The organism is Arsenicicoccus cauae, assembly GCF_009707125.1.
GTDB classification, from domain to species: domain Bacteria; phylum Actinomycetota; class Actinomycetes; order Actinomycetales; family Dermatophilaceae; genus Arsenicicoccus; species Arsenicicoccus cauae.
Window position 1 is genome coordinate 102,922 of the sequence record NZ_WLVL01000018.1, and the last position, 23,512, is coordinate 126,433.

Annotated in this window: 23 protein-coding genes and 3 tRNA genes; 12 read left to right on the forward strand and 14 right to left on the reverse strand. The window is 73.0% G+C overall.

The genetic code is table 11. From position 1 onward, the window contains the following. Window positions 1-21: 21 nt before the first annotated feature. Window positions 22-1,179, reverse strand: coding sequence for a PrsW family intramembrane metalloprotease (locus GGG17_RS04710; RefSeq protein ID WP_154592617.1), 1,158 nt, complete (start codon window positions 1,177-1,179; stop codon window positions 22-24). A 44-nt stretch (window positions 1,180-1,223) separates the two neighbouring features. On the opposite strand from GGG17_RS04710, the gene orn reads away from it, so the two are divergent. After that, window positions 1,224-1,868, forward strand: a complete 645-nt coding sequence (gene orn / locus GGG17_RS04715; RefSeq protein ID WP_311966421.1) for an oligoribonuclease — start codon at window positions 1,224-1,226, stop codon at window positions 1,866-1,868. A gap of 123 nt (window positions 1,869-1,991) precedes the next feature. Next, a tRNA-His gene (locus GGG17_RS04720) sits at window positions 1,992-2,067 on the forward strand. Between the two features lie 71 nt (window positions 2,068-2,138). Here GGG17_RS04720 and GGG17_RS17075 read toward each other — a convergent pair. Further along, window positions 2,139-3,572 carry a thioesterase domain-containing protein gene (locus GGG17_RS17075; protein WP_154592618.1) on the reverse strand — a complete coding sequence of 478 codons (1,434 nt, stop codon included), beginning with the start codon at window positions 3,570-3,572 and terminating at the stop codon, window positions 2,139-2,141. Then, entirely contained in the window at window positions 3,569-3,925 is a 357-nt protein-coding gene (locus tag GGG17_RS04730; RefSeq protein WP_154592619.1) for a hypothetical protein, read from the reverse strand. Before GGG17_RS04730 ends, GGG17_RS17075 begins: the two co-directional genes overlap by 4 nt. Before the next feature lie 168 nt (window positions 3,926-4,093). Between GGG17_RS04730 and GGG17_RS04735 the strand changes: the two genes are divergently transcribed. From GGG17_RS04735 to GGG17_RS04755, 5 genes are all read left to right on the forward strand, one after another. Then, on the forward strand, window positions 4,094-4,738 hold the full coding sequence (locus GGG17_RS04735; protein ID WP_154592620.1) for a copper resistance CopC family protein: 645 nt from the start codon (window positions 4,094-4,096) through the stop codon (window positions 4,736-4,738). A 158-nt stretch (window positions 4,739-4,896) separates the two neighbouring features. Next, window positions 4,897-6,186, forward strand: coding sequence for a glycosyltransferase family 2 protein (locus tag GGG17_RS04740; RefSeq protein ID WP_154592621.1), 1,290 nt, complete (start codon window positions 4,897-4,899; stop codon window positions 6,184-6,186). A 203-nt stretch (window positions 6,187-6,389) separates the two neighbouring features. Further along, the gene (locus GGG17_RS04745) at window positions 6,390-7,832 is read left to right on the forward strand and encodes a nucleotide sugar dehydrogenase (RefSeq protein ID WP_154592622.1); all 1,443 of its coding nucleotides are present in this window, start codon (window positions 6,390-6,392) and stop codon (window positions 7,830-7,832) included. Between the two features lie 22 nt (window positions 7,833-7,854). Beyond that, the gene (locus GGG17_RS04750) at window positions 7,855-8,916 is read left to right on the forward strand and encodes a GDP-mannose 4,6-dehydratase (RefSeq protein WP_154592623.1); all 1,062 of its coding nucleotides are present in this window, start codon (window positions 7,855-7,857) and stop codon (window positions 8,914-8,916) included. Window positions 8,917-8,995: 79 nt separating this feature from the next. Beyond that, window positions 8,996-10,051, forward strand: a complete 1,056-nt coding sequence (locus GGG17_RS04755) for a glycosyl hydrolase family 18 protein (protein ID WP_195849116.1) — start codon at window positions 8,996-8,998, stop codon at window positions 10,049-10,051. A 20-nt stretch (window positions 10,052-10,071) separates the two neighbouring features. Here GGG17_RS04755 and GGG17_RS04760 read toward each other — a convergent pair whose 3' ends face one another. The 4 genes from GGG17_RS04760 to GGG17_RS16285 all read right to left on the reverse strand — a co-directional run bounded on the left by GGG17_RS04760 (window position 10,072) and on the right by GGG17_RS16285 (window position 13,564). Next, window positions 10,072-11,052, reverse strand: a complete 981-nt coding sequence (locus GGG17_RS04760; protein WP_311966422.1) for a hypothetical protein — start codon at window positions 11,050-11,052, stop codon at window positions 10,072-10,074. Further along, window positions 11,049-12,668, reverse strand: coding sequence for a polysaccharide deacetylase family protein (locus GGG17_RS04765; RefSeq protein WP_154592625.1), 1,620 nt, complete (start codon window positions 12,666-12,668; stop codon window positions 11,049-11,051). The genes GGG17_RS04760 and GGG17_RS04765 overlap by 4 nt, the downstream gene beginning before the upstream one ends. Before the next feature lie 147 nt (window positions 12,669-12,815). Then, a tRNA-Lys gene (locus GGG17_RS04770) sits at window positions 12,816-12,890 on the reverse strand. Between the two features lie 92 nt (window positions 12,891-12,982). After that, window positions 12,983-13,564 carry a DUF3618 domain-containing protein gene (locus GGG17_RS16285; RefSeq protein WP_311966423.1) on the reverse strand — a complete coding sequence of 194 codons (582 nt, stop codon included), beginning with the start codon at window positions 13,562-13,564 and terminating at the stop codon, window positions 12,983-12,985. 160 nt (window positions 13,565-13,724) lie between these two features. Here GGG17_RS16285 and bcp point away from each other — a divergent pair, with 160 nt between their 5' ends. The 3 genes from bcp (at window position 13,725) to arfB (ending at window position 14,823) form a co-directional block, all read left to right on the forward strand. Beyond that, window positions 13,725-14,195, forward strand: coding sequence for a thioredoxin-dependent thiol peroxidase (gene bcp, locus GGG17_RS04780; protein ID WP_154592626.1), 471 nt, complete (start codon window positions 13,725-13,727; stop codon window positions 14,193-14,195). A gap of 38 nt (window positions 14,196-14,233) precedes the next feature. Further along, window positions 14,234-14,313: transfer RNA gene (locus tag GGG17_RS04785), tRNA-Leu, on the forward strand. Between the two features lie 54 nt (window positions 14,314-14,367). Next, the gene (gene arfB, locus GGG17_RS04790; RefSeq protein ID WP_154592627.1) at window positions 14,368-14,823 is read left to right on the forward strand and encodes an alternative ribosome rescue aminoacyl-tRNA hydrolase ArfB; all 456 of its coding nucleotides are present in this window, start codon (window positions 14,368-14,370) and stop codon (window positions 14,821-14,823) included. Between the two features lie 41 nt (window positions 14,824-14,864). On the opposite strand, the gene rdgB is transcribed toward arfB, so the two are convergent. Together rdgB and rph are read right to left on the reverse strand one after the other, a co-directional pair. Further along, a complete protein-coding gene (rdgB, locus tag GGG17_RS04795; RefSeq protein ID WP_311966424.1) occupies window positions 14,865-15,467 on the reverse strand; it encodes an RdgB/HAM1 family non-canonical purine NTP pyrophosphatase in 603 nt (200 codons plus the stop codon). Continuing rightward, window positions 15,464-16,213 carry a ribonuclease PH gene (rph, locus tag GGG17_RS04800; RefSeq protein ID WP_154592628.1) on the reverse strand — a complete coding sequence of 250 codons (750 nt, stop codon included), beginning with the start codon at window positions 16,211-16,213 and terminating at the stop codon, window positions 15,464-15,466. Before rph ends, rdgB begins: the two co-directional genes overlap by 4 nt. Window positions 16,214-16,297: 84 nt before the next feature. Here rph and GGG17_RS04805 point away from each other — a divergent pair, with 84 nt between their 5' ends. Beyond that, a complete protein-coding gene (locus GGG17_RS04805) occupies window positions 16,298-18,535 on the forward strand; it encodes an MMPL family transporter (protein ID WP_154592629.1) in 2,238 nt (745 codons plus the stop codon). A 196-nt stretch (window positions 18,536-18,731) separates the two neighbouring features. Further along, window positions 18,732-18,941 carry a cytochrome b5 domain-containing protein gene (locus GGG17_RS04810; RefSeq protein WP_154592630.1) on the forward strand — a complete coding sequence of 70 codons (210 nt, stop codon included), beginning with the start codon at window positions 18,732-18,734 and terminating at the stop codon, window positions 18,939-18,941. Between the two features lie 69 nt (window positions 18,942-19,010). Here GGG17_RS04810 and GGG17_RS04815 read toward each other — a convergent pair whose 3' ends face one another. From GGG17_RS04815 to GGG17_RS04835, 5 genes are read right to left on the reverse strand one after another with little or no spacing between them, the layout of a single operon-like run. After that, window positions 19,011-19,784, reverse strand: a complete 774-nt coding sequence (locus GGG17_RS04815) for an MBL fold metallo-hydrolase (protein ID WP_375804502.1) — start codon at window positions 19,782-19,784, stop codon at window positions 19,011-19,013. After that, window positions 19,781-20,587: a glutamate racemase gene (gene murI, locus GGG17_RS04820; protein WP_288798759.1), complete on the reverse strand. Its 807-nt coding sequence runs from the start codon at window positions 20,585-20,587 to the stop codon at window positions 19,781-19,783. The genes GGG17_RS04815 and murI overlap by 4 nt, the downstream gene beginning before the upstream one ends. A 28-nt stretch (window positions 20,588-20,615) precedes the next feature. Beyond that, on the reverse strand, window positions 20,616-21,452 hold the full coding sequence (locus GGG17_RS04825) for an amino acid ABC transporter ATP-binding protein (protein WP_154592631.1): 837 nt from the start codon (window positions 21,450-21,452) through the stop codon (window positions 20,616-20,618). Between the two features lie 11 nt (window positions 21,453-21,463). Next, on the reverse strand, window positions 21,464-22,453 hold the full coding sequence (locus tag GGG17_RS04830) for an amino acid ABC transporter permease (protein WP_154592632.1): 990 nt from the start codon (window positions 22,451-22,453) through the stop codon (window positions 21,464-21,466). 3 nt (window positions 22,454-22,456) lie between these two features. After that, window positions 22,457-23,383 (reverse strand): ABC transporter substrate-binding protein, encoded by a 927-nt coding sequence (locus GGG17_RS04835; RefSeq protein ID WP_288798763.1) that lies wholly within the window; start codon window positions 23,381-23,383, stop codon window positions 22,457-22,459. Window positions 23,384-23,512 lie beyond the last annotated feature (129 nt).

Genomic DNA, 23,512 nt, shown 5'->3' on the forward strand with positions numbered 1-23,512 from the left:
CGCGGACCGACGGCCCAGACCTTACAGGGCGCGCGATCCGACGAACTGCGACCGACACTCCATCATGGTAGCCAGCAGGTGACGTTCCAGTGCGAGCACGCCGTCGTCGACGTCGCCGAGCTCCATGCGGTGCCGGAGCATCGCGAGGTCGCTGGCCGCGTCCTGGAACCGGTCCATGGCCGCCTGGCTGCGGCGGCCCCCGATGCCGCGCGCCCACTCCCGGGCCTGGCGCCGCGCCGGAACGGAGGAGAGCATGGCGACCTCCGTCGGGGCCAACCACCCGGCCCTGGCGTAGCGCGTCAGCTCGACCGAGATGATCCGCGCCTCCCGGCGCCGGGCCCACACGGCCAGGGCCACGAACGCCGCGAAGAAGGGCACCTGCAGGAGGACATAACCCGTGAGGAAGCCCTCGAGGCCGGCCACGGCGGAGAGGTTCCAGGCGGCGTGCAGCGCCACCGCGACGGCCCACCCGACCACCGGCGCGACCAGGCGCAGGGGGCCGCGCCTGCGGTAGACCGCGACCCCGATCCCCACCCCCGTGCAGCACGTGAAGATCGGGTGCGCGAACGGGCCGACGACGCCTCGCAGGACGAACGTCGCGACGAGGCCGGCGCCTCCCGCCTCGTTGAAGGCGCGGCCGAGGTAGAGGATGTTCTCGCCGAACGCGAAGCCGCCCGCGACCAGGCCGGCGTAGACGAGGCCGTCGACCACGCCGTCGAACTCGCGGCGCTGCAGCCACAGGATGACCAGCACGCCCAGCCCCTTGGCGCTCTCCTCGACCACCGGCGCCACGACGACGGCGCCCAGCGAGGTCGGGTCGGTCCCGGTGGCACCGGCGATGATCGCCATCGTGCCCGTGTTGGCGACCAGCGCCACGGCCGTGGCGACCACCGCACCCCACGCGAAGGCCAGCACCAGCATCCGGCGCGGCTCGCTCTCGAGCCGGTCGATCCACAGGAACGCCGGCACCACCACCCCGACGGGGAGGGCGGCGAAGACGAGACCGAGCAGCCCGGCGCCGACGCCGGTGGAGATGCCGACCGCGCCGAGGAGCACGAGCGAGCACAGCCCGAAGCCGATCATGAGCAGACCCACCATGCGCCAGCGGCGCAGCGTCGCCCGCCGAGGGGGGACGGCTGCGGCCATGGACAGCGGGGGTCCCCCGGGCGACCGACTCATGCCTGCAGGCTAGCCGTCCGGGTGAGGTGGCTACAGTGGGGCGGGTGACTAGCGCTGGCACCGACAAGGCCCTGACCGACCGGATCGTCTGGATCGACTGCGAGATGACCGGGCTGTCGCTCGAGCACGACGCGCTCATCGAGGTGGCCGCGCTGGTCACGGACTTCGAGCTCAACCAGCTCGGCGACGGTGTCGACGTGATCATCCGCCCGGAGCAGGCGGCCCTGGACCAGATGAACGACTTCGTGCGCGAGATGCACACGACGAGCGGGCTGCTCGCCGAGCTGGACTCCGGGGTGACGATGGCGGAGGCGCAGACCCGCGTCCTGGACTACGTGCGCGAGTGGGTCCCCGAGCCCGGCAAGGCCCCGCTCGGGGGCAACACCGTCGCGACCGACCGCGGCTTCCTCGCCCGGGACATGGCCGAGCTCGAGTCCTACCTGCACTACCGGATCGTCGACGTCTCCTCGATCAAGGAGCTGTCCCGGCGGTGGTACCCGCGGGTCTACTTCAACTCCCCCAAGAAGGTCGGTGGGCACCGCGCGCTGGCCGACATCACCGAGTCGATCGCCGAGCTGCGCTACTACCGCGAGGCGGTGTTCGTGCCGCAGCCCGGGCCCACGACCGACCAGGCCCGCGGGATCGCGGCGAGGCACGAGGGCGGGGGCGGCGGCTCCCCCCGGGCCTGAGCGCCCCGGTCCGTCCCGGGCCGCCCCGGGCCGAACGTGGTCCGAACGTGGTCGGAAGCACCTCAGATCCACGGTAGTATGGTCCGCGCTGCTCGACGCGGGCGACCGTGGTCGAGGTGCATGGTGGGTGTAGCTCAGCTGGTAGAGCACCTGGTTGTGGTCCAGGTGGCCGCGGGTTCAAGTCCCGTCACTCACCCCAGTCGATGCGAGGCCCCGGACCGTGACGGTCCGGGGCCTCTCGGCTGCCTGCCCGAACCGCGCCCTCGCGGCTCACCATCGCCGGTCGGCGGTGATGCGGACGTGGGTGGTCTCCATCGACGCCGCTGCCCCGTCCTCGGTGAGCACGCCGACCGCACGCATCTCGCTGACCACGCGAGCCAGCGAGGGGTCCGTGGCGGCGAGCTCGTCGACCTCGTCGGCCGCCCGGGCGTAGGTCCGCAGGTCGTGGTTGGGGCCCGTGCCCGCGAGACCGCTGTCGAACCGCACCGTCACGCGCCGGGCGCGGTCGCCGTTGGCGCGCCCGTCGAGCTTGGTGACGACGTCCCGGTCGCCGTCGAGCGCCAGCGTGGTCACGCCGCGCGGCTGCCGCAGGTTGGCGATCGGCGACGCCACCGCGAGCACGTGCGTCACGCGGTAGCCCTGGCTGCGCAACCGGTCGGCGGCCACCACCGCGGCCATGCCGCCCTGCGAGTGCCCCGCCAGCGCGATCGGCACGTCCTTGGGGACGCCCGCCGCCACCACGGCCGCCTCGACGCCACGGGCGTAGGCCGTGGCGTCCCCACCCATGAGGCCCACGTTGCCGCCGAGGTCCCTGACCTGGTCCGTCTCCTCCCCCGGCAGGCTCCAGGCATCGGTGCCCGGGATGTCGACGAGCACCGCCTGCCGGTCCGTCCCGTCCTGCCGGCTGGTGATGCGCCGCACCGCGATCGTGCCGTCCTCGCGGGCGTTGGTCTCGGCGAGGCCCCGCACCACGTCGGCGGTGCGCCCGGGCGCCGGGCCGACCGACACGGGACCTGCTGCCGCCAGCACGGGCTCGCCGTCGACCCACAGCGGCGCGGCGGCGTGCGCGACCACCGCGACCGGCGACAGCTGCGCGTGCTCCCCCAGGACCTCCTCGCCCTGCGCGAGACGGTCGGCCGCGACAACCGGAGCCGCGAGGGCAGCCGCACCATTGATCCTGTGCTCCAGCTCCCCCGCGTGCTCGGACGCCCACCGGTCGGCCGCCTCCCGGGGTGAGAGCGGCTCCCCGGCTCGCAGCGACTCCGTCAGGTAGGCCTCCCCCACCGACCGGGTCGTGCCCACCGGGTCACGGACGACGCCCTCGACCGCGAGGACCACGCCGGCCGCGTCGCGGGCGTCCCACAGGGCGGTGTTGGCGACCTCGGCCAGGTCGTAGCCGCTCGCCGCCGTCACGAGAGCGTTGCCGACGACCCGCGCGCCACCCGCGACGACGAGCGGGGAGAACGGGCCGATCAGCGACCGCTGCAGCGCCGCGGCGGCCGCCAGCGCGGTGGCCGGGGAGAGGACAGCCGTCGCGTCGACCGCGAGACCCGCGCCTGCCAGGGCGCCCGCGACGCCCAGCTCGTCGAGATCGGCGCCGACGGCCCGGCACAGCACGCCCAGCATCTGCACGTCGTCCACGACCACCCTGATGCCGCCGGCGCCGCCGTCGACGCCCGTGATCCGGGGCCCGTCCCCGGTCACCGGACGCCCACCAGGCCCGTGCCCACCGGCTCGTCACGCAACACCCGGCGCACCGCCTCGGCCCCCTGGTCGGCGGCGTCGTGGACGGCGGCCGCGGTCGAGACGAGCTCGGCCCAGGCGGCGGAGACCGCCATACCGTGCGCTCTGACGGCGACCGCCGCCTCCTGCACCTGCTCGGACCCCGCGCGCAGACCGGCGACGAGGTCGTCGACCCGGTCCCGGGCGGCCTGGGCGGCCGGGGACTGCCAGTCCACCCCCGCGGCCGCCTGCGCGAGCCGCTCCGCCGCCCGCCCCATGCCCGCCGCGTGCTGCTCCAGCACCGCCGCGCACGCCACGACCTGACCACCGTCCATGCTCACCTCCGCCGCCCCGCCGTCCTCCCATGGACGGCCCTGGCGAGGATGCTAGGAAGGACCTGCACCACCCCGGGACGCACCCGCTCTGCCTGGGGACGACGCCGACCGGATCGCGACGACCTGTGAACAACTCGGCCGCGAGACGGGTCCAGACCGGAAGGAACCATGCCCACCCACGTCAGCCCAGCCCGCCACGTCGCCCTGCCGCTGCTGATCCTCCTCACCGCAGCGCTCGCCCTGCTCGGTGCCGGGCCTGCGTCCGCGCACTCGGCCCTCGTGTCCGCCGACCCCGCCGACGGAAGCACCCTGCGCACCGCACCGACGGCGGTGACCCTGACCTTCAACGAGGACGTCAAGGGGCAGTTCAGCAAGGTCATCGTCACCGACCCCGAGGGTCGCCAGGTCGCCGAGGCAGCCACGGTCGCCGGCCCCGTGGTCAGCGCCAGGCTCCCTGCCGGGCTGGTCGACGGCCGCTACCGCGTCGTCTACAGCGTCGTCAGCGCCGACACCCACCGGATCGCCGGCGAGCTCCACTTCACGCTCGCGAAGTCCGGGGCTCCCACGTCCACCTCATCCACCTCGTCCCCCGCGACGACGAGCGCGCCCGCCTCGTCGAGCCCCACGTCGACCAGCCCCGCGACGACGAGCCCGACCGCCCAGCCCGCGAGCCCGTCGGCCTCCCCGTCCTCGGGTGGCAGCTCCCCGTGGCCGTGGATCGGCCTGGCCCTCGTCCTCGCCGTGGGTGGGCTGGTGAGCCTGAGCCGCCTGACCCGACGTCGCCGCGCCGACGACCAGGGTGGCCGCCGCTGACCGAGCGTGGTCGTCGTCCGCCACCCGGGGGGCTCTGAGCCGCCTCGCCCAGGCCAGCCCTCCCCTGCCCTCGGGTGAGCGAGGCATGGTCTGTCCATCGCCGCCGTGCGCCCGGGCCGTCCGGCATCGTCTCGGCGGCGGGACCGAGGCGGTGACGGATGACCGGTCTGGTGCTGGCCGTGCTGGTCGTGGGCATCTCCACGACGGTGTGGTCGTTGGTCGGTGTCGGCCGTCTGGTGGCCGGGCGACGCAGGACGACCAGCCGCAGGCACCAGGGGTCCCACCGTGCGCACACGGACCCGCCCGGCCTGGACCAGGTGGCGGTCCTCGTGGCCGCGCACGACGAGGAGCTCGTGATCGAGCAGACCATCCGCAGCGCCTCGGCCCTGGTCCCGCCCCAGCAGATCCACATCGTCAGCGACGGCTCCCACGACCGCACCGCGGAGCTCGCCCGGGCCTGCGGCGTCAACGTCCTGGACCTGCACCCCAACCGCGGGAAGGCCGGCGCCCTCGCCGCCGGCATCGAGCACTTCGGCCTCTGCGACCGCTACGAGGTCGTGATGCTGCTCGACGCCGACACCCAGCCAGCCGACGACTACCTGTCCACCGCGCTGCCGCACCTCGCCGACCCCGACGTGGTGGCCGTCGCCGGGCGCGCCCGGACCCTGTTCGACCCGCCTTCCCCGACCCTGCTCGGGCGCCTCCTCGTCGCCTACCGCGAGCGCCTCTACGTCGCCGTGCAGCTGCTCCTCAAGTACGGCCAGGCCGCGCGCGCGGCCAACGCCGTGCCCATCGTCCCCGGCTTCGCCAGCCTCTATCGCACCAGCGCCCTGCGCGAGATCGACGTGGCGGCACCGGGACTGGTGATCGAGGACTTCAACATGACCTTCGAGGTGCATCGCAAGGGCCTCGGCCGCATCGACTTCCACCCGCGGTCCGCGACGGCCTACACGCAGGACCCCGACCGGTTGCGGGACTACCGCCACCAGGTGCGGCGGTGGATGCTTGGCTTCTGGCAGACGGTGCGCCTGCACGGACTGCACCGCGGTGTGTTCTGGACGGCGCTGGGTGCCTTCGTGGTGGAGGTGGTGGTCGCGTCCCTCGTGTGGCTGCTCGTCGTCCCCCTGCTGGCGTGCAGCCTGCTGGCGAGCGCGCTCGCCGGTGCCGTGGCCGGTCCTCCCGGGTGGCTCGTCTGGCTCGGTGGCCTCCTCACGGTCAAGGACGTGCTGCTGGGGGTGCTGCTCCCGGACCTGATCCTGTCGGTCCTGGCCGCGGTCAGCACCCGTCGAGCGTCCTACCTGCTGTATGCCGTGGCCTTCCCCCTCCTGCGGATCCTCGATGCGGCCCTGTGCCTGACCGCGCTGGGTCGCGCCTGGGCCGCTCCGTCCACCGGCCGATGGGTCAGCCCCGCCCGCCGCCAGGTCATGGGTGCCTCGACACGACGCTGACCGTGAGCCGAGCGCGACCGTCGGTCACCGGTGCGTCGCCGCAGGCACCCCCCTGGGGGACGGCGGTCGTGGAATCGTTGACCATCTCGCGAGGGCCTCCTTACGCTGCATGACAGGGACAAATGTGACGAAAGTCACTCATGGTGCACGCCGCCCCGGGGGGTCCGCTGCCGTCGTGCACACGACCGGATCGAGGTGCCCGCATGAGCCTGATCGACCTCAGGGACGAGCCGCCGACGGGCCTGACCGCCGCCTCACCTCCTCCCGCCGCATCCCCGTCCGCCGGCGCCGTCGTGCTCACCCCCGACCTCGCCCCTGCCCCCACCCCCAGGATCGTCGAGCCGGGCCCAGCCCCCGCCTACGACGTCGCCGTGGTGGGTCTCGGCTATGTCGGGCTGCCCACCGCCCTGGCGTTCGCGGCGGCCGGGCGCTCGGTCCTGGGTCTGGACGCCAGCCCGGCGCGGCTGGCCACGATCGCGGCCGGGGAGGCGGATCTCCTCCCGCGTGACCAGCAGCGGCTCTCGAGGTTCCTGCGCCGGCCCGTGGCGCAGGTCGCCGACCAGGACGACGGTGCCGGCGGCCTCGTCACCACCGAGGACCCCAGCCGGCTGGCCGAGGCCGACGCCGTGATCGTCTGCGTCCCCACGCCCATCGACCAGCACCTCGTCCCCGATCTGGGGCCGCTTCGCGGGGCCTGCCACACCCTCGTCGAGCACGCCCGGCCGGGCCAGGTCCTCGTGCTCACGTCGACCACCTACGTCGGATGCACGGCCGACCTGTTGGTCGAGCCCCTGCGTGCCCGCGGCCTCGAGCCGGGGACGGACGTGTTCGTGGCCTTCAGCCCCGAGCGGATCGACCCGGGCAACGACGTGCATCTGCTGGAAGACGTCCCCCGCGTCGTCGGCGGCGTGACGGAGGAGTGCGAGCGGCGGGCCTCGGCGCTGCTCGGTGGCTACGCCGCCCGGGTCCACCCCGTCCCGTCCCCCGCCGCGGCGGAGATGGTCAAGCTGGTGGAGAACACCTTCCGCGCCGTCAACATCGCCCTCGCCAACGAGTTCGCCGACGTGTGCCGGGTCCTCGACCTGCCGGTCATGGAGGTCATCGCCGCCGCGGCGACCAAGCCCTACGGCTTCATGCCCTTCTACCCCGGCCCCGGCGTCGGGGGGCACTGCATCCCCTGCGACCCGCACTACCTGCTGTGGCAGCTGCGGCGGCACCGGATGCGGACCCCCCTAACCGAGCAGGCCATGGCGAGCATCGCGTCCCGTCCGCTACAGGTCGTCGACCGCGTGCGGGAGGTCCTGTCCGACCACGGACGAGGGCTCCCGGGCACGCGGGTTCTGGTCAGCGGGGTGACCTACAAGCCAGACGTGAGCGACGTGCGCGAGTCCCCTGCCCTCGAGATCTACGCCGGGCTGCGCGACGCCGGGGCCGACGTGGCGTTCTACGACCCGCTCGTGCCCAGCATCCGCCTGGCGGACGGGACCACGGCATACGGCCTGGAGTCGCCGACCCAGCAGTCCCCCGAGCTCGCCGTCCTCGTGTGCCACCACGCCGAGGACGACCTGTCCTGGACCACCGACGTCCCGCTCGTGCTCGACGCGACCTTCCGGCTCGCGTCGTCGCACGGCTGGGACACCCTCTGACCGCACCACGAGAGGCACGACCATGCGCACCGTCGTCACCGGAGGCGCCGGCTTCATCGGCAGCCACCTCACGGACCACCTGCTGGCGATGGGCGACGAGGTGGTCGTGCTCGACGACCTGTCGACCGGGTCGCTCACCAACCTGGACGCCGCTTCGGCCTCCCCCGCGTTCACCTTCCTGCTGGGCAGCGTCCTCGACCAGGCCGTGGTGCGCGAGGCGGTGCGGGACGCGGACCGCATCTTTCACCTCGCGGCCGCCGTGGGGGTCCACCGGATCGTCGACGACCCGCTGACCAGCCTGCGCACCAACATCCACGGCACCGAGACGGTGCTGGAGGCCGCCCTGGCCGAGCGCGCCGAGCTGCTCATCACCTCCACCAGCGAGATCTACGGCAAGAACACCGCCGACGCCCTCTCGGAGGACGCCGACATGACCCTCGGCTCACCCCTGCTGTCCCGGTGGAGCTATGCCGCCGCCAAGGGGCTCGACGAGGCCATGGGGCATGCCTACTGGACGGAGTTCGGTCTGCCGGTCTCCATCGTGCGGCTGTTCAACACGGTGGGTCCGCGGCAGACCGGTCGCTACGGGATGGTCGTCCCCAACCTCGTGGGGCAGGCCCTGCGGGGCGAGCCGCTCACGGTCTACGGCGACGGCCACCAGACCCGCTGCTTCTCCTACGTGGGGGACGTGGTGCCGGCGATGGTGGCCATCCAGGAGGCGCCCGCGTCGCGGTGCGACGCCTTCAACCTCGGTGGTGCGCTGGAGATCTCGATCCTCGACCTCGCCGCACGCATCATCGACGTCCTGGGCAGTCGCAGCGAGGTCGTCCTCGTCCCCTATGACCAGGCCTACGGGCCGGGCTACGAGGACATGCGCCGGCGGGTGCCGGACAACGCGAAGTCCCGCGCCCTCGTGGGCTTCGAGGCCCGGACCGGGATCGACGAGATCATCAGGCTCGTCGCGGCCGACCAGCGCCGGCGGTCCACCGCCCCGGCGCCGTCGCCCGTCCCGCGGCCGACGGCTGCCGGTCGCGCGGATGCGGTCGCGCTGGCCGGTCCCGCCGACTCGGGACGGACGCGCTGAGGGACGGATGACCGACGGGGACCGGAGCCGTGCCGCACGGCGGCCTCGCCGGCGTCCGCGCGCCCGCGTGCTGGCCACCGTGGCCGTGCTCGTCCTCGCCGTCGGTGCGCTGGTGGCGGCCGTGAGCCCGTGGCGCCCCCGGGGGTGGCTCGGCGGCGACCCGCCCCTCGTCATGGGGGCCATCCCGCACTGGGACCAGGCGGACGCCCTTGACACGCTGACGAGGCACCCCGGGACGGTCACCGTGGCCTCGCCCTGGTCCTACGGGGTGGGCGAGGACGGCCGCCCCGTCCTGCAACCCGGGCTGAGCAGGGACTCCGAGCGAGCGCTCAACCAGCGCCTGCGTGACCTGGACCTGCAGATCATCCCGACCGTCGCCAACACCACCGCGGGGCTGTGGGACGAGGTCACCATCGGCGCCGTGATGGCCGACCAGGGCCGCCGGGGAGCGCACGTGGACGCCCTGGTCCGCCTGGTGGAGGACCAGGGCTACGACGGGCTGCAGCTGGACTACGAGAACGTCCCGCCGGAGCGGCGGGAGGCCTATGTCGCCACCGTCCGGGCCCTCGCCGAGCGGCTGCACGACCGAGGTCGGGTGCTGTGGGTGACGGTGCACGCCAAGGAGACCGACGCCGGCTACGACGCGCGCAACCTCGCCCAGGACTACCGCGCGCTGGGCGCGAGCGCCGACCGGGTCGTCCTCATGGCCTACGACTGGCACTGGGAGACCGGGCCCGCCGGGCCCATCGGGCCGGCGGACTGGGTGGACCGGGTGATCAGGTATGCCGTCACCCAGGTGCCTCGCGACAAGCTGGTGCTCGGTGTCGGTCTGTTCGGCTACGACTGGGGAGGGGCGAGGACGCAGGTGCTGACGTGGCGGCAGATCACCGAGCAGGCGGAGGTACGCCGCAGCGACGAGCTGTGGGACGTCGCCAGCCAGTCTCCGCACCTGGCCTACGAGCAGGACGGGGCCCGGCACGAGGTGTGGTACGAGAACGCCCGCAGCGTGCGCGAGAAGCTGCGGCTGGCCTCCGCCCACCAGGTGTCGGGGGTCGCGCTGTGGCGGCTCGGCCGTGAGGACCCGGCGATCTGGGACCTGCCGCAGACCGTATGGCGGACCGACCCGAGGCGGTGACCGCCCGACGCCGTACGAGCTCAGTCCGTCGTCACCCCGGACGTGGTCACCAGGCGCGTCCAGGGACCACGAGGCACCTCCGAGGCCTCCACGAACTGCCAGCGGATCCGGTCCGTGTCGCCGTCGAGCTCGGCGAAGCCCAGGCAGCCGTTGAGCGCCGGCGACACGTCCATCCCCGCCCCGCCGTAGCGACGGTTGGCCGGGCGGGCATCGGTGTGCCCGAAGACGTAGGCGGCGTCGTGGTACTCCCCCGGTCCGGCGTCCTGGACCTGCCCGTAGCACGTGGCGCCGTTCGGCCCCACGAGGCGCACCCAGCGGTTCTTGAGGTAGGAGAACGACCGGTCCGTGCACCGCCCGGCGTACCCCGGGTCGTCGGCCCAGGGCACGACCCGGCACCGGCTCTCCCACCCGACGGGGTCGTTGAGGTCGTCGAACGGCACGTCGAGGTAGAAGGGGTTCTCCCGCGGCGTCATCCGGGTCGGGAACCACCCGCCCGCCGCCGTCCGGCGCTCGGTGCGGCACTCCCCGGCGACGACCACGCCGTCGCAGCCGCCGTAGTGCTCGAACCAGCGCGCGTCGTAGGTCGAGATGCGCTGCGACCCGTCCGGCGCCGTCGGGTCGAAGATCTCGCCGACCCAGAAGGTGGTCGAGACGATCCCCGTGTGCCAGGGGTAGGTGCGCCGGGGCAGCGGCGCGACGTTGCGCTTGGGCGCCACCGGCCGCGAGGGGGCGGCCGACGCGGTCGGCGTGCCGCCGATGCCGGGGGCGGCGCCGGTGTCCGGACCGCGTGGGGTGGGAGTGGCTGCGGTGGGGGTGACTCCGGTGGGGGCGCCTGCGCTGGGCGCCCGAGGCGGGGGCGCCGAGGCACCGGAGCTCGGGGGCCGGTCCAGGGCCATCCGCGCCAGCGCTACGGCCAGCAGCCCGACGCACGCGATCGCGATCAGGACGGCGGCCGTGCGGATGCCGACCCTGCCCGCCGCGGGGTGACGGACCGACCTCACCGGCGCTCGAGGGCGACGGCCGGGGCGATGCGCGTGCCCTCGGGCACCTCACCCGGTCCCGGCACGTAGGTGGTGGCGGCCGCGTCCTGACGCCGCAGGGTGGGTCGCAGGGTGGTGGTGCCCTGCGGCGTGGCCTGCGCCGGCCGCACCCGCGTCGGGCGACGGCCGGGGGTGGCGCCGAGGCTGGGGGCGCTGACGACGAGCCGGCGTGCGGACGCGGTCGCTGTCGGGGACGTGGCCGGGACCTCGGTCAGGGCGTAGTCGTCCGTCGTGAGCACGCCGTTCGCGATGAGCGCGAGGCCGAAGCTCATGCCCGTCGCGCCCGCCGGAGCGGGCGGGGTGGTGAAGGCCGCGCGCTGCCAGGTGGGGGCGGCCGCGATCCAGGGGCTGGAGGTCCAGTAGCGCCAGGCGCCGGACCCGTCGCGGTAGTAGAGCGCGAGCTGGGACACGGCTGTCGACGTGAACCACGTGCTGACCTCGTAGGTGCGACCCGGCACCACCGACGGCGAGCAGGTGCCCAGGTCGAGCGTGGGCAGCAGCTTGGCGTCCCCGTCCTGGTACCCCGTCATCGTCAGCTGCTCGGCGGCCACGCCGGTGCGGCTCGCCGTACTGCGGGCCCAGCTCGGGGTGTTGGTCCCCCAGCCACCGGGCTGGAAGCACGACGGGAAGCCGGTGAACCCGTCGACCGCCTCGAGCGAGGGGTTGGTCAGGGCGTTGATCCCCGGCTGCGTCGGCGGTGTCGTCGGCACGGGGACGGGGACGGAGTAGGCGGGGTACCCGGCGCCGAGGTAGGCCCGCACCTGCTGGTCGACGGTGCGGACCGTCGTGTTGTTGGAGGCCGTTCGCGCATAGGCCGCGAGCCACGTGGTGAACTGGCGGAAGACCTCTGGGGTGACCGAGCGGTCGGCCGGGCAGTCCGCGGTGCCCAGCGGGGCGCAGACCCGGTGGAAGGTGAGGATGACCCATCCGCCCGAGCGCGTGCTCGCGGCCGTGACCTGGCTCTTGAGGGTGGCGAGCGTCCAGCGGGCGTCGACCTGGTCCGGCGCGCGCAGGTAGTAGGGGTCGGGCGGCGGGGACGTCTCGGCCCGGACGCAGCCGGTGCAGCCGAAGGGGCTCCGCACGTCGCCGAGGCCACGGGCGGTGGTGTAGCCGCAGTCCTGGGCGGCCTGCTCCACGGCGGGGTTGGCGTCGCTGAACGGGTAGGCGAAGCTCACGGGACGGAATCCCCACTGGTGCAGCGTGGCCCGGTCGTTGCAGATCTGCCGACGGACCTCCTGCGCCGGGATCTGCACGAGGTCAGGGTGGGTCACCGTGTGGCCGCCGATCTCGTTGCCGTCCGCGGCCATCGCCGTCAGGTCCGCGCGGGACAGGTAGCCGGGCGCCCCCACCCACCCCGACACGACGTAGAAGGTGCCGGCGAGGCCGGCCGACCGCATGGTCCGCTGCGCGGCGAGCTGGTCCGCGTCGCCGTCGTCGAAGGTGAGGGTCACGACCGTGGGGGTGGTGGCCGCCCCCGCCGTCACGACGGGGAGCTGCACCAGCACCGCGGCGGCGAGGACCGCCGCCGCCAGCGCGCACAGCATCGGACGGAATCCCTGGGACGAGCTGCGGTCCATGAGAGCCTCCCCGGCCTCGAGCGTGTGACCCGCGTCACATCTGACCAGGGTAGCCCTGCCGTCGCGCTTGGGGAAGGGGTACCCGCGCGCCGCAGGCGCCCCGGACACGACGAAGGGCCCGGTCCACTGGACCGGGCCCTTCGGATCTGGTGCGCCGCCAGGGATTCGAACCCCGAACCCAGTGATTAAGAGTCACTTGCTCTGCCATTGAGCTAGCGGCGCAACGAGGTAAGACCCTACCAGGTCAGCGGGCCGACATGAAATCGAGGTGACCCCGCCGCGACGGGGTCACCTCGACGGTGGAACGTATGGGCTCAGCCCTGGTTGCGGCGCGCGACGCCCAGGCTGATCAGGACGGCGCCCACGGCGGCCAGCCCGGTGGCGACGCGCTCCAGGCGCAGCTCGCCGTCGGCGTCGTGGGTGGCCTCGTCGACCTTGAGCCGGGCCTGGTCGGCCTTGACCTGGGCGCGGGACTTCAGGTCCGCGAACGAGTTCTGCGACGACGGGTCGGCGTGCTGGCCCTGGCTCTCGGACCGGGTCTTCAGCTCGTCGATCTTGGCGGTGGCGGTGGCCTTGAGCTCCTCGGCCTTGAGCGTTGCCGTCGCCTTGAGCTCCTCGGCCTTGGCCTTGGCCTGGTCGGCCACGGAGGCGTCGGCGTGGGTGGTCGTGGTGGTCGCGGAGTAGCGGCTCGGCCCCGTGGTGGCGCTCGCGGACGTCCCCATGAACGAGTGGTACTTGGCCATGAGCGAGTCGCGCAGCTGGCGCTTCTGGTCGGCCACGATGTTCTTGGGCTGGGCGCGGAAGGCCAGCTCGTCGATGGTGGCGGCCAGACGCTCACGGCTCTTGGCGATGTCGGTCTCGAGGTCGGAGACGGACTTGTTGGGCTGCTCGGTCACGATGCTCTCCTAGCGTGGGGGAATGCGCGGGACGCGGGTTCTGCGTCGACGATAACGCAGGTGAGGTGCCCCACGTCGGAGCATCCGCCTGCGCGGCTGCAGTCCGGCATACCCCGTAGGCTCGGGGTGCATCCCGACCAGCCGCCCGGAAGGACCCGACATGCCCCGTCTCGAGCCCGGCGACCAGGCCCCCGACTTCACCCTCCCCGACGACACGGGCGCGCCGGTGTCCCTCGCGGACTTCCGCGGGCGGCGGCTCGTGATCTTCTTCTACCCCGCCGCCATGACGCCCGGCTGCACCACCGAGGCCTGCGACTTCCGGGACTCGCTCGGATCCTTGCGGGCGGCGGGCTACGAGGTGGTGGGGATCAGCAAGGACGCGCCGGACAAGCTCGCGCGCTTCCGCGAGAAGGAGGGCCTCACCTATCCCCTCCTCGGCGACCCCGACCTCGGCGTCCTCACGGCGTTCGGCGCCTACGGCGAGAAGAAGAGCTACGGCAAGACGATCCAGGGCGTGATCCGGTCCACGATCGTGCTCGACGAGCAGGGCCGGGTCGAGCTGGCCAAGTACAACGTCAAGGCCAAGGGCCACGTCGCCTCGCTGTCCAGGTCCCTCGGCCTCGCCGAGTAGCCTGGGCCTCCTGCCCGGTCGCGTGGTCGGCCGGGCTCGCGCACGTGGTGGAACTGGCAGACACGCAGGATTTAGGTTCCTGTGCCCCGGCGTGCGGGTTCGAGTCCCGCCGTGCGCACCGCCCCCGCCCGGCTCACCCTGGTGAGCCGGGCGCCTCTGTCACAGTGGTCGTATGCCGACCGGCGACCTCCGCGTCCCTCTCGGCCCGGGCATCCCGCGCGGGCTCGTGGTGCCGGCGGCCGAGCTGACCGAACGCTTCTCGCGGAGCTCGGGCCCCGGGGGTCAGGGCGTCAACACCACCGACTCGCGGGTGCAGCTGTCCTGGTCTCCCGCCACCTCCGCCGCGCTGACCGAGGCGCAGCGGGGCCGGGTGGTCGCGGCCCTGGCGTCACGCCTGGTCGACGGGGTGATCACGATCGACGCGTCCGAGCACCGGTCCCAGCGCCAGAACCGCCAGGCGGCGCGGACGCGGTTGGCCGACGGCATACGGCAGGCCCTGGCTCCCCCGCCGCCCCCGAGGCGAGCGACCAAGCCCACCAAGGGGTCCCAGCGCCGCCGGCTCGCCGCCAAGGCCCGCCGCGCGGACGTGAAGTCCGGCCGCGGCCGGGTGACCCGCGCCGACGACTGATCCGCTCGTCGGCTCGTCGGCGCGTCGGCGGCTCTGCGCGATCAGCCCAAGAGGCGAGCGATCTCAGGCGCCAGCGCGCGAAAGGCCTTGCCGCGGTGGGAGATCGCGTTCTTGTCCTCGGGGGACAGCTCGGCGGCGGTGCGGGTGTCGCCCTCGACCTGCAGGATCGGGTCGTAGCCGAAACCGTTGCTGCCGCGCGGCGCTCGCGTCAGCGTCCCCGGGAAGTCGCCCTCGCGGCAGACGGTCGTCCCGTCCGGCAGCGCCAGCACCGCCGCGCACCGGAAGCGCGCCCCACGGTGCTCGTCCGGCACGTCGGCGAGCTGGTCCAGCAGGAGGCGCAGGTTGGCTGCGTCGTCCCCGTGCCGACCCGACCAGCGGGCCGAGAACACGCCGGGAGCACCGCCGAGGACGTCGACGGCCAGGCCCGAGTCGTCAGCAACGGCAGGCAGATTCGTCATGCGGGCGGCGTAGGTGGCCTTGAGCGTGGCGTTGGCCTCGAAGGTCACACCCGACTCGACGACGTCCTCCAGGTCGGGGAACTCCCCCAGCCCGACCACCTCGACGTCGGGCAGCGACTCGCGCAGGATCGTCTCGAGCTCACGGATCTTGCCGACGTTGCGGGTGGCGAGGACGACCCGGCTCACTGGACGCGCTCCCGCGGGGTCTCGGCCAGGGCCGCCTGCTGCAGGCGGGTGAGCTCGGCGCACCCGGCCGTGGCCAGCTCGAGCAGGGCGTCCAGCGTCGCCTTGTCGAAGGGCTCGGCCTCGGCCGTGCCCTGCACCTCGACGAAGCGGCCGTCGCCGGTCATCACGACGTTCATGTCGGTGTCGGCAGTCGAGTCCTCGGGGTAGTCCAGGTCGAGCACCGGCACCCCCTTGACCACACCGACCGAGACCGCGGCGACCGAGTCGCGCAGGGGCGTCGCGCCCCGGCGGATCGCGCCGCTCGTGACCCCACCCGCGATGGCGTCGGCGAGGGCGACATACGCGCCGGTGATCGCGGCCGTGCGGGTCCCGCCGTCGGCCTGCAGCACGTCGCAGTCCAGGACGATGGTGTTCTCCCCCAGCTGGTCCAGGTCGACCACGGCCCGCAGCGAGCGCCCGACCAGGCGGGAGATCTCGTGCGTGCGACCGCCGATCTTGCCCTTGACCGACTCGCGGTCCGAGCGGGTGTTGGTCGAGCGCGGCAGCATGGCGTACTCCGCCGTGACCCAGCCGCGGCCCTGACCCTTGAGCCAGCGCGGCACCCCCTCGGTGAAGCTCGCCGCGCACAGCACCCGGGTCCGCCCGAACTCCACGAGCACCGATCCCTCGGCGTGGTCCAGCCAGTTGCGGGTGATGCGGACGTCGCGGAGCTGGTCGGGCGTGCGCCCGTCGTGGCGTGCAGTCATGGGCCTCAGCCTATCGAGCCCGTATGCCGTCCCCGGCTCGCGTGGCGACGCGCGCACCCACCCGTCATTTGTTTCACTGGTGGAATGAGTGCCCAGCCTGGTCGTCATCGCCGCCGCCGTTCCGGGACCGCAGGCCCGCGACCGGGCCGGTGGCTGCTCGCCGCGCTGGTGGTGGTCGTCGCCTGGCTCGCCGTCGGCGGGCTCGGCGGCCCCAAGATCGGCGGCCTGTCCTCGGTGCAGCGGAATGACCAGGCGGCCTTCCTGCCCGCCAGCGCCGAGTCGACCAAGGCCCGCGAGGTGGCCGAGCGCTTCCAGGAGCAGTCGACGCTGCCGTTCTTCGTCGTGGTCGAGCGCGAGTCCGGGCTCACCGCCGCCGACCGGGCCGCGGCCAAGAGCTATGTCGACTCGATCCCCTCGCTGACCCTGCCGGGGGCGCCCCAGGTCAGGCTGCAGTCCCTGCTCGCGGGGCCCACGGTCGCGATCCCCTCCCCGGACGGCAAGGCGCTGCTCGTCCCCGTCAGCGTGGACTCGAGCAAGACCGACACCGAGATCGACGGGGTGAAGCCCGTCGGCGCGGTGGCCGAGGCGCTGCGCACCCAGCGCGACACGGTCCTGTCGTCGTCGGGGTTGCAGGCGTATGTCGCCGGCCCCGGCGGCTTCACGGCCGACCTGGTCAAGGCCTTCGGCGGCATCGACGGCGTCCTGCTGCTCGTGGCGCTCGGCGTGGTGCTCGTGATCCTGCTCGTCGTCTACCGCAGCCCGGTCCTGCCCTTTGCGGTGCTGGCCACCGCGATCTTCGGCCTGGCGGCGGCCGGCCTCGTGATCTACCCGCTCGCCGAGGGCGGCCACCTCACCCTCTCCGGGCAGAGCCAGGGCATCCTGTCGATCCTCGTGGTGGGCGCGGCGACGGACTACGCGCTGCTGCTGGTAGCGCGCTACAAGGAGGAGCTGCACGACCACGAGAGCCACTGGACCGCGATGGCCCGCGCCTGGCGGGGCACGGTCGAGCCGATCGCCGCCTCCGGCGGCACCGTCATCCTCGGCCTGCTGTGCCTGCTCCTGTCCGACCTCGGCAACAACGCCAGCCTCGGACCGATCGGGGCGCTCGGCATCGTCGGCGCCATGCTCGCCGCCCTGACCTTCCTGCCCGCGGTACTGCTGCTCGCCGGGCGGCGCATCTTCTGGCCGGCGATCCCGCGCGTCGACCACGTTCACGCCGAGGACGGGATCGGCGCACCGACGACCCCCTCGGGCGCAGCTGCGCGACCCGGCATGTGGGGCCGGGTCGCCGGCCTGGTCGGTCGGCACCCGCGCCGGGCCTGGGTGCTGTCGGCGCTGGGGCTCGCCGTGTGCGCGGCCTTCGTGCCGGTGCTGCGCGCGGACGGCGCACCCCAGTCCAGCTACTTCACCACCGAGGTCGAGTCGGTCACCGGCAACAAGGCGCTGGCCCGCCACTTCCCCGGCGGCTCCGGGTCGCCGGTCCAGGTCATCGTGCCCGCCGCCTCGGCCGCCCAGGTCGCGGCGGCGGTGCGGGGCGTCGACGGGGTGGCGTCCGTGGTCCCGCTCACGGACCAGGCGGGCAGCACGGGTGGCGGACGGCCCGACCAGGGCCAGCCGCCCAAGGTCGTCGACGGGCGTGTGCTGCTCCAGGCCACGACCACACCGGCCGCCGACACCCCGGCCGCGCAGGGCGTCGTGCGCGGCATACGGGCCGTCGTGCACCCCATCTCCTCCGACGCCCTCGTCGGGGGCGTCGCCGCCCAGGGGCTCGACTCGCGGGACGCCGGGGTGCACGACCTGCGGACCGTTGGGCCCGCCATCTTGCTCGTGGTCTTCGTCGTGCTGGTGATCCTGCTGCGCTCGGCCGTCGCGCCGGTGCTCCTGACCCTGGCCAACGTGCTGAGCTTCGCGGCCACCATGGGGGTCTTCGCGGTGCTGTTCACGTGGGTGCTGGACTACCCGGGCTTCGACCCGACGGTGCCGCTCTACGGGTTCGTCTTCCTGGTCGCGCTCGGGATCGACTACTCGATCTTCCTGATGACGCGGGTGCGCGAGGAGAGCCGGAAGCGCGGGACCCGCGAGGGCGTCCTGGTCGGCCTCGCCGTCACCGGCGGGGTCATCACGAGCGCGGGGATCGTGCTGGCCGCGACCTTCTCGGCGCTGGGGGTGCTGCCGCTGAGCTTCCTGGTGCAGATCGCGTTCATCGTGGCGTTCGGCGTGCTGCTGGACACCTTCGTGGTGCGGTCTCTGCTGGTGCCGGCGCTGGTGCGCGAGCTCGGCGACCGCACCTGGTGGCCCTCCGCCCTCTCCCGCCGGGGGTAGAGGCATCGACCGGCCTCCGTCCCCCAGGCTGATGCCCTTACCCCCGGCGGGTTTTGGGGCGGTCGGCGAGCGGGCATCACGCTGTCGCCGGCCGTGATGGACCGGACAGCAGCTCCGCGACCTCACCCTCGAGCCTGGCACCTACTCCGTCGAGGAGCAACGGCGCCTCGACACGGTCACCGTCACGGACGCCGAGCTGGCGGCGGCCACCTGCCGGGACGGCGCTCGCTGCTACGTCGCCGTGCAGGACATCGTCTACGACATGAGCGGCTTCCCTTCGTGGATCAAGCAGGGGCGCCGCCACGGGATCCAGGCGGGCACGGACGCCACCGCGGCCTTCGTCAGGTCGGGGCACGCCAGAGGCAAGCTGCAGTCGATGCCGGTGGTGGGTCGCCTGCACCGCTGATGCCCCTACCGGGGGCCGGATCATCAGCCTGGCGAACGAAGGCCGGTCGATGCCCCTACCCCCGGTAGGTCAGAGTGGGTAGGTGCGCTCGGGCTCCGCGAGCTCGACCTCGCCCGTCCACACCGACGCGGCCTGGGCGCGGCACACCTGCGGGTCGTTCCAGGACGGGATGTGCGTCAGCATCAGCCGCTGCACACCTCCGGCCTCCACCGCGGCGGCAGCGGCCCGCGACCCGGTCAGGTGAATGTCGCGCGTGTCGTCCCGACCGTCCACGAAGGCCGAGTCCGCCAGCACCAGCGTGGCCCCCGCGAACAGCTCCGACAGCTCGGGGCAGGAGTCGGTGTCGCCGCTGTAGGCCAGCGCCTGGCCGTCCGCCTCCACGCGCAGCCCATAGGCCTCGACCGGGTGGTTGACCGGCACCGGCGTCACCGTGAACGGCCCGATCCGGACCGGCCGACGGGCCTCCCACTCGCGATAGTCCAGCTGCCCGGCCAGCGCCGACCCCTCCCCGCCGCCGTAGGCCTCGGCCATCCGGCGCTCCACACCACGGGGACCGTGCACCGGCAACCGTCCGTCATCCGCACCCCGCGACGGGGCGTACTTGCGCGTGACGTACAGCCCGCACACGTCGAGGCAGTGGTCGGGGTGCAGGTGCGACAGCAGCACCGCGTCGAGCGCGTCGAGGGCCAGGTGCCGCTGCAGCACCCCGAGCGCGCCGTTGCCGAGGTCCAGCACGATCGACCAGGTGCGCCCGTCCGGGTCCTCGGCCTGCACCAGGTAGCAGGACGCCGGCGACTGCGGCCCCGGGAAGGACCCCGAGCAGCCGATCACGGTCATTCTCACGGGGCACCTCTGTCGTCGGCGAACACGGTGTCCACCTCGGGGCCGAGGAAGCGACGCGCCAGCCGACGGAACTCCTCGGGGTCGCCGGTGGTGGTGAACCCGTGGGACGGAGGCCCCTGGTCGGAGGGTCGCAGCGCGTCACCGTCGGCCAGCACGCGGTAGACGTCCTTGGCAGTCTCCTCGGCGGACGACACCAGTGTCACCGTGTCTCCCATCACATAGGAGATGACGCCGGTGAGCAGCGGGTAGTGCGTGCAGCCGAGGATCAGCGTGTCGACCCCCTGGGCGATGACGGGCTCGAGATAGCCGCGCGCGACGTCGAGCACCTCGTGACCGCCCGTGACGCCGGACTCGACCAGCTCCACGAAGCGTGGGCACGGCTGGCTCACCACGCGGATCTGCGGCGCCGCCGCGAACGCGTCCGGGTAGGCCCGGCTCTGGTGCGTCCCGCGGGTCGAGATGACGCCGACGACGTCGTTGCGGGTGGCGGCGGCGGCGCGTCGCACGGCCGGCCGGATGACCTCCACCACGGGCACGGCATACCGCTCCCGCGCGTCGTGCAGGACCGCGGCGCTGGCGGTGTTGCAGGCGATCACGAGGACCTTGACGCCGTGGTCGACCAGCCGGTCGAGGCACTCGAGCGCGAAGCGCCGGGTCTCGGCGATCGGGCGGGGGCCGTATGGCGCCCGCGCCGTGTCACCGAGGTAGGCGATCGACTCGCTCGGCATCTGGTCGAGCACGGCCCGGGCGACCGTGAGGCCCCCGTAGCCGGAGTCGAAGATGCCGATGGGTGCGTCGCTCACCCGACCGAGGATAGAGGCTGGGGAGGCGTCAGCCGTCGTGCGACTCCGACCGCATCCGCGACAGGAAGGCACGGGTGCGGTCGTGCTGCGGGTTGCCGATGACCTCGCGCGGCGGCCCCTGCTCGACGACGACCCCGGCGTCCATGAACACGACGTGGTCGGCCACCTCGCGGGCGAAGGCCATCTCGTGCGTCACCACGATCATCGTCATCCCGGACGCGGCGAGCTCGCGCATGACGGTGAGCACCTCGCCCACCAGCTCGGGGTCGAGCGCCGACGTCGGCTCGTCGAAGAGCATCAGCTTGGGCTGCATCGCGAGCGCCCGCGCGATGGCCACGCGCTGCTGCTGACCCCCGGACAGCTGGCCGGGATAGGCGTCGGCCTTCTCAGCGAGGCCGACCCGGTCGAGCAGCTGCACCGCCCGCTCCTTGACCTCGGTCTTGCGCTCGCCCTTGACCTGGACCGGCGCCTCCATGACGTTCGCGAGGACCGTCATGTGCGGGAAGAGGTTGAACCGTTGGAAGACCATGCCGATCTCGCGCCGCTGCGCCGCGACCTGCTTGTCGGTCAGGTGGTGCAGCCGCCCGCCCGCGTCGCGGTAGCCCATGAGGTCCCCGTCGACCCAGATGCGGCCGCCGTCGATCGACTCGAGCTGGTTGATGCAGCGCAGGAAGGTCGTCTTGCCCGACCCGGACGGCCCGAGCAGGCACACGACCTGCCCCTGGCGGACGTCCATGTCGATGCCCTTGAGCACCTCGTTGCCGTGGAACGCCTTGTGGACGTTGACGGCGTGCACCAGAGGTATGCCGTCCCGGCCGGCCCCTCGCGCGTCGCCGTCACGCCCGGTGGCGGCGGGCTCCGTCATACGGCTGCTCATCAGTGGCTCCCCGTGGTCGCGAGCAGCCGCTTGACGGTCTGGTCCTTCTTGCCGGGCGCGCTGCCGAAGCCCTTGCCGAAGTGCCGCTCGAGGTAGTACTGGCCGACCATGAGGATCGAGCACACGACGAGATACCAGCACACGGCCGCCATCATCGTGGGCATGATCTGCAGGGTCCGCTGGCCGATCACCTGGGTCTGGTAGAACAGCTCGGCGCTGATCGGGACGGCCGACAGCAGCGAGGTGTCCTTGACCATGGCGAGGGTCTCGTTGCCGGTGGGCGGCACGATCACGCGCATGGCCTGGGGCAGGACGATCCGGCGCATGGTCTTGCCCGCGGGCATGCCGAGTGCCTGGGCCGCCTCGCGCTGCCCCTGGTCGACGGACAGGATCCCGGCGCGGGCGATCTCGGCCATGTAGGCCGCCTCGGACAGGCCCAGGCCGATGACGCCGGCCCACAGGGTGGACGAGAAGGCGTTGACGTCGATCTGGGTGAGGGTGAGGTCTGTCCCGAGGCCGAGGGCTCCCGCGATCTGCTGGCCGAAGGGCACGCCCAGGGTCAGCTCGGGGTAGAGGTAGCCGACGCCGGTGCCGAGCATGACCAGCAGCACGAGGCGGGGGATGGAGCGGAAGAACCACGTGTAGGCCGCCGCGGTGAAGGTCAGCACCGGGTTGGACGACAACCGCATGACGGCGAGGACCACGCCGAGGGTGACGCCGATGACCATGGCACCGAGGGTGCCGAGGATCGTGCCCATGATGAGGCCGTTGAGCACCGGCTTGTAGTTCATGACCTTGACCATGAACGCCAGGTCCCAGCGCTCGTTGGTGAGGAACGAGCTCACCATCATGGCCAGGAGGACCAGGATGACGGCGACGGCCACCCAGCGCCAGGGGTGCCGGACCGGCCGGGCGTCGATGGCGCCCGGCCGGTCCGTCGTGCTGTCCGGCTGCCCCTGCTGCTGCGGCCTCGAGACGGAGTCAGCCATGGATCAGGGGTTCACCGGGAACTCGGTGACGGCGCCGTCGGCGTTGTTCCACTTCTCGAGGATCTTCTTGTAGTCCCCGGACTTCTCCAGCGCGGCGAAGGCGCCGCCGATGGCGTCCGCGAGGTCCTTCTGGTCCTTGGGGACGACGATGCCGTACGGCGCGGAGTCGTAGAGCTCACCGACCTTCTCCAGCTGGCCGTTGGTCTGCTTGACGGCGTAGTTGGTGATCGGGGAGTCGGCGGCCATGGCGTCGACCTTGCCCGAGGACAGGTCCGCGGTCACCTTGGACTGCTCGGTCTCGACGATCTGGGTGATGGCGGGCTGGCCGCCGTCGGTGCACTTCTTGGAGCGGGCGGTGAGGTCGTCGATCTGGACCGTCCCCTTCTGCACGCCGACCTTGAGGCCGCACGCCTTGGCCGGGTCCACCTGCTTGGGGTTGCCCTTCTTGACCGCCCACAGGGTCCCGGCGTTGAAGTACTGCACCATGTTGACCTTCTGCTTGCGGTCGTCGTTGATCGTGAACGACGAGACGCCGACGTCGAACTTGCCGGAGGTCACGCCGAGGATGATCGACGGGAACTCGGCGTTCTGGAAGTCCGCCTTGAGGCCGAGCTTCTGCGCGGCGGCGGTGAACAGGTCGACGTCCATGCCGGTGACGGTCTTGCCGTCGTCGCCGATGAACTCGTTGGGGGCGTAGGAGGCGTCCGAGCCGACCTTGAGGACGCCGGCCTGCTTGATCTTGGCGGGGACCTTGGCGGCGAGGGCCTGGTCGACGGCCTGGCTGGCGGCGGCGGTGGCCGAGCCGGCGGCGCTGGAGGCCTTGGCGCCCCCCGAGTCGAGCGAGTCCGAGCCGCAGGCGGCGAGGGACAGGGACGAGGCGACCGCCAGGGCGGTGACGACCACCGAGGCGCGAGCGGGACGGATCAGCACGGGGCTACCTCCATGAGCATGAGTGAGCGGTGCTGTGAACCATGCCACGCATGACCATGCGGGACAACGGATCGGGCCCCGGGTGGCCCTGCTGCGCCCGAATCGTGACGTGAGCGGTCGGCGGGGTGC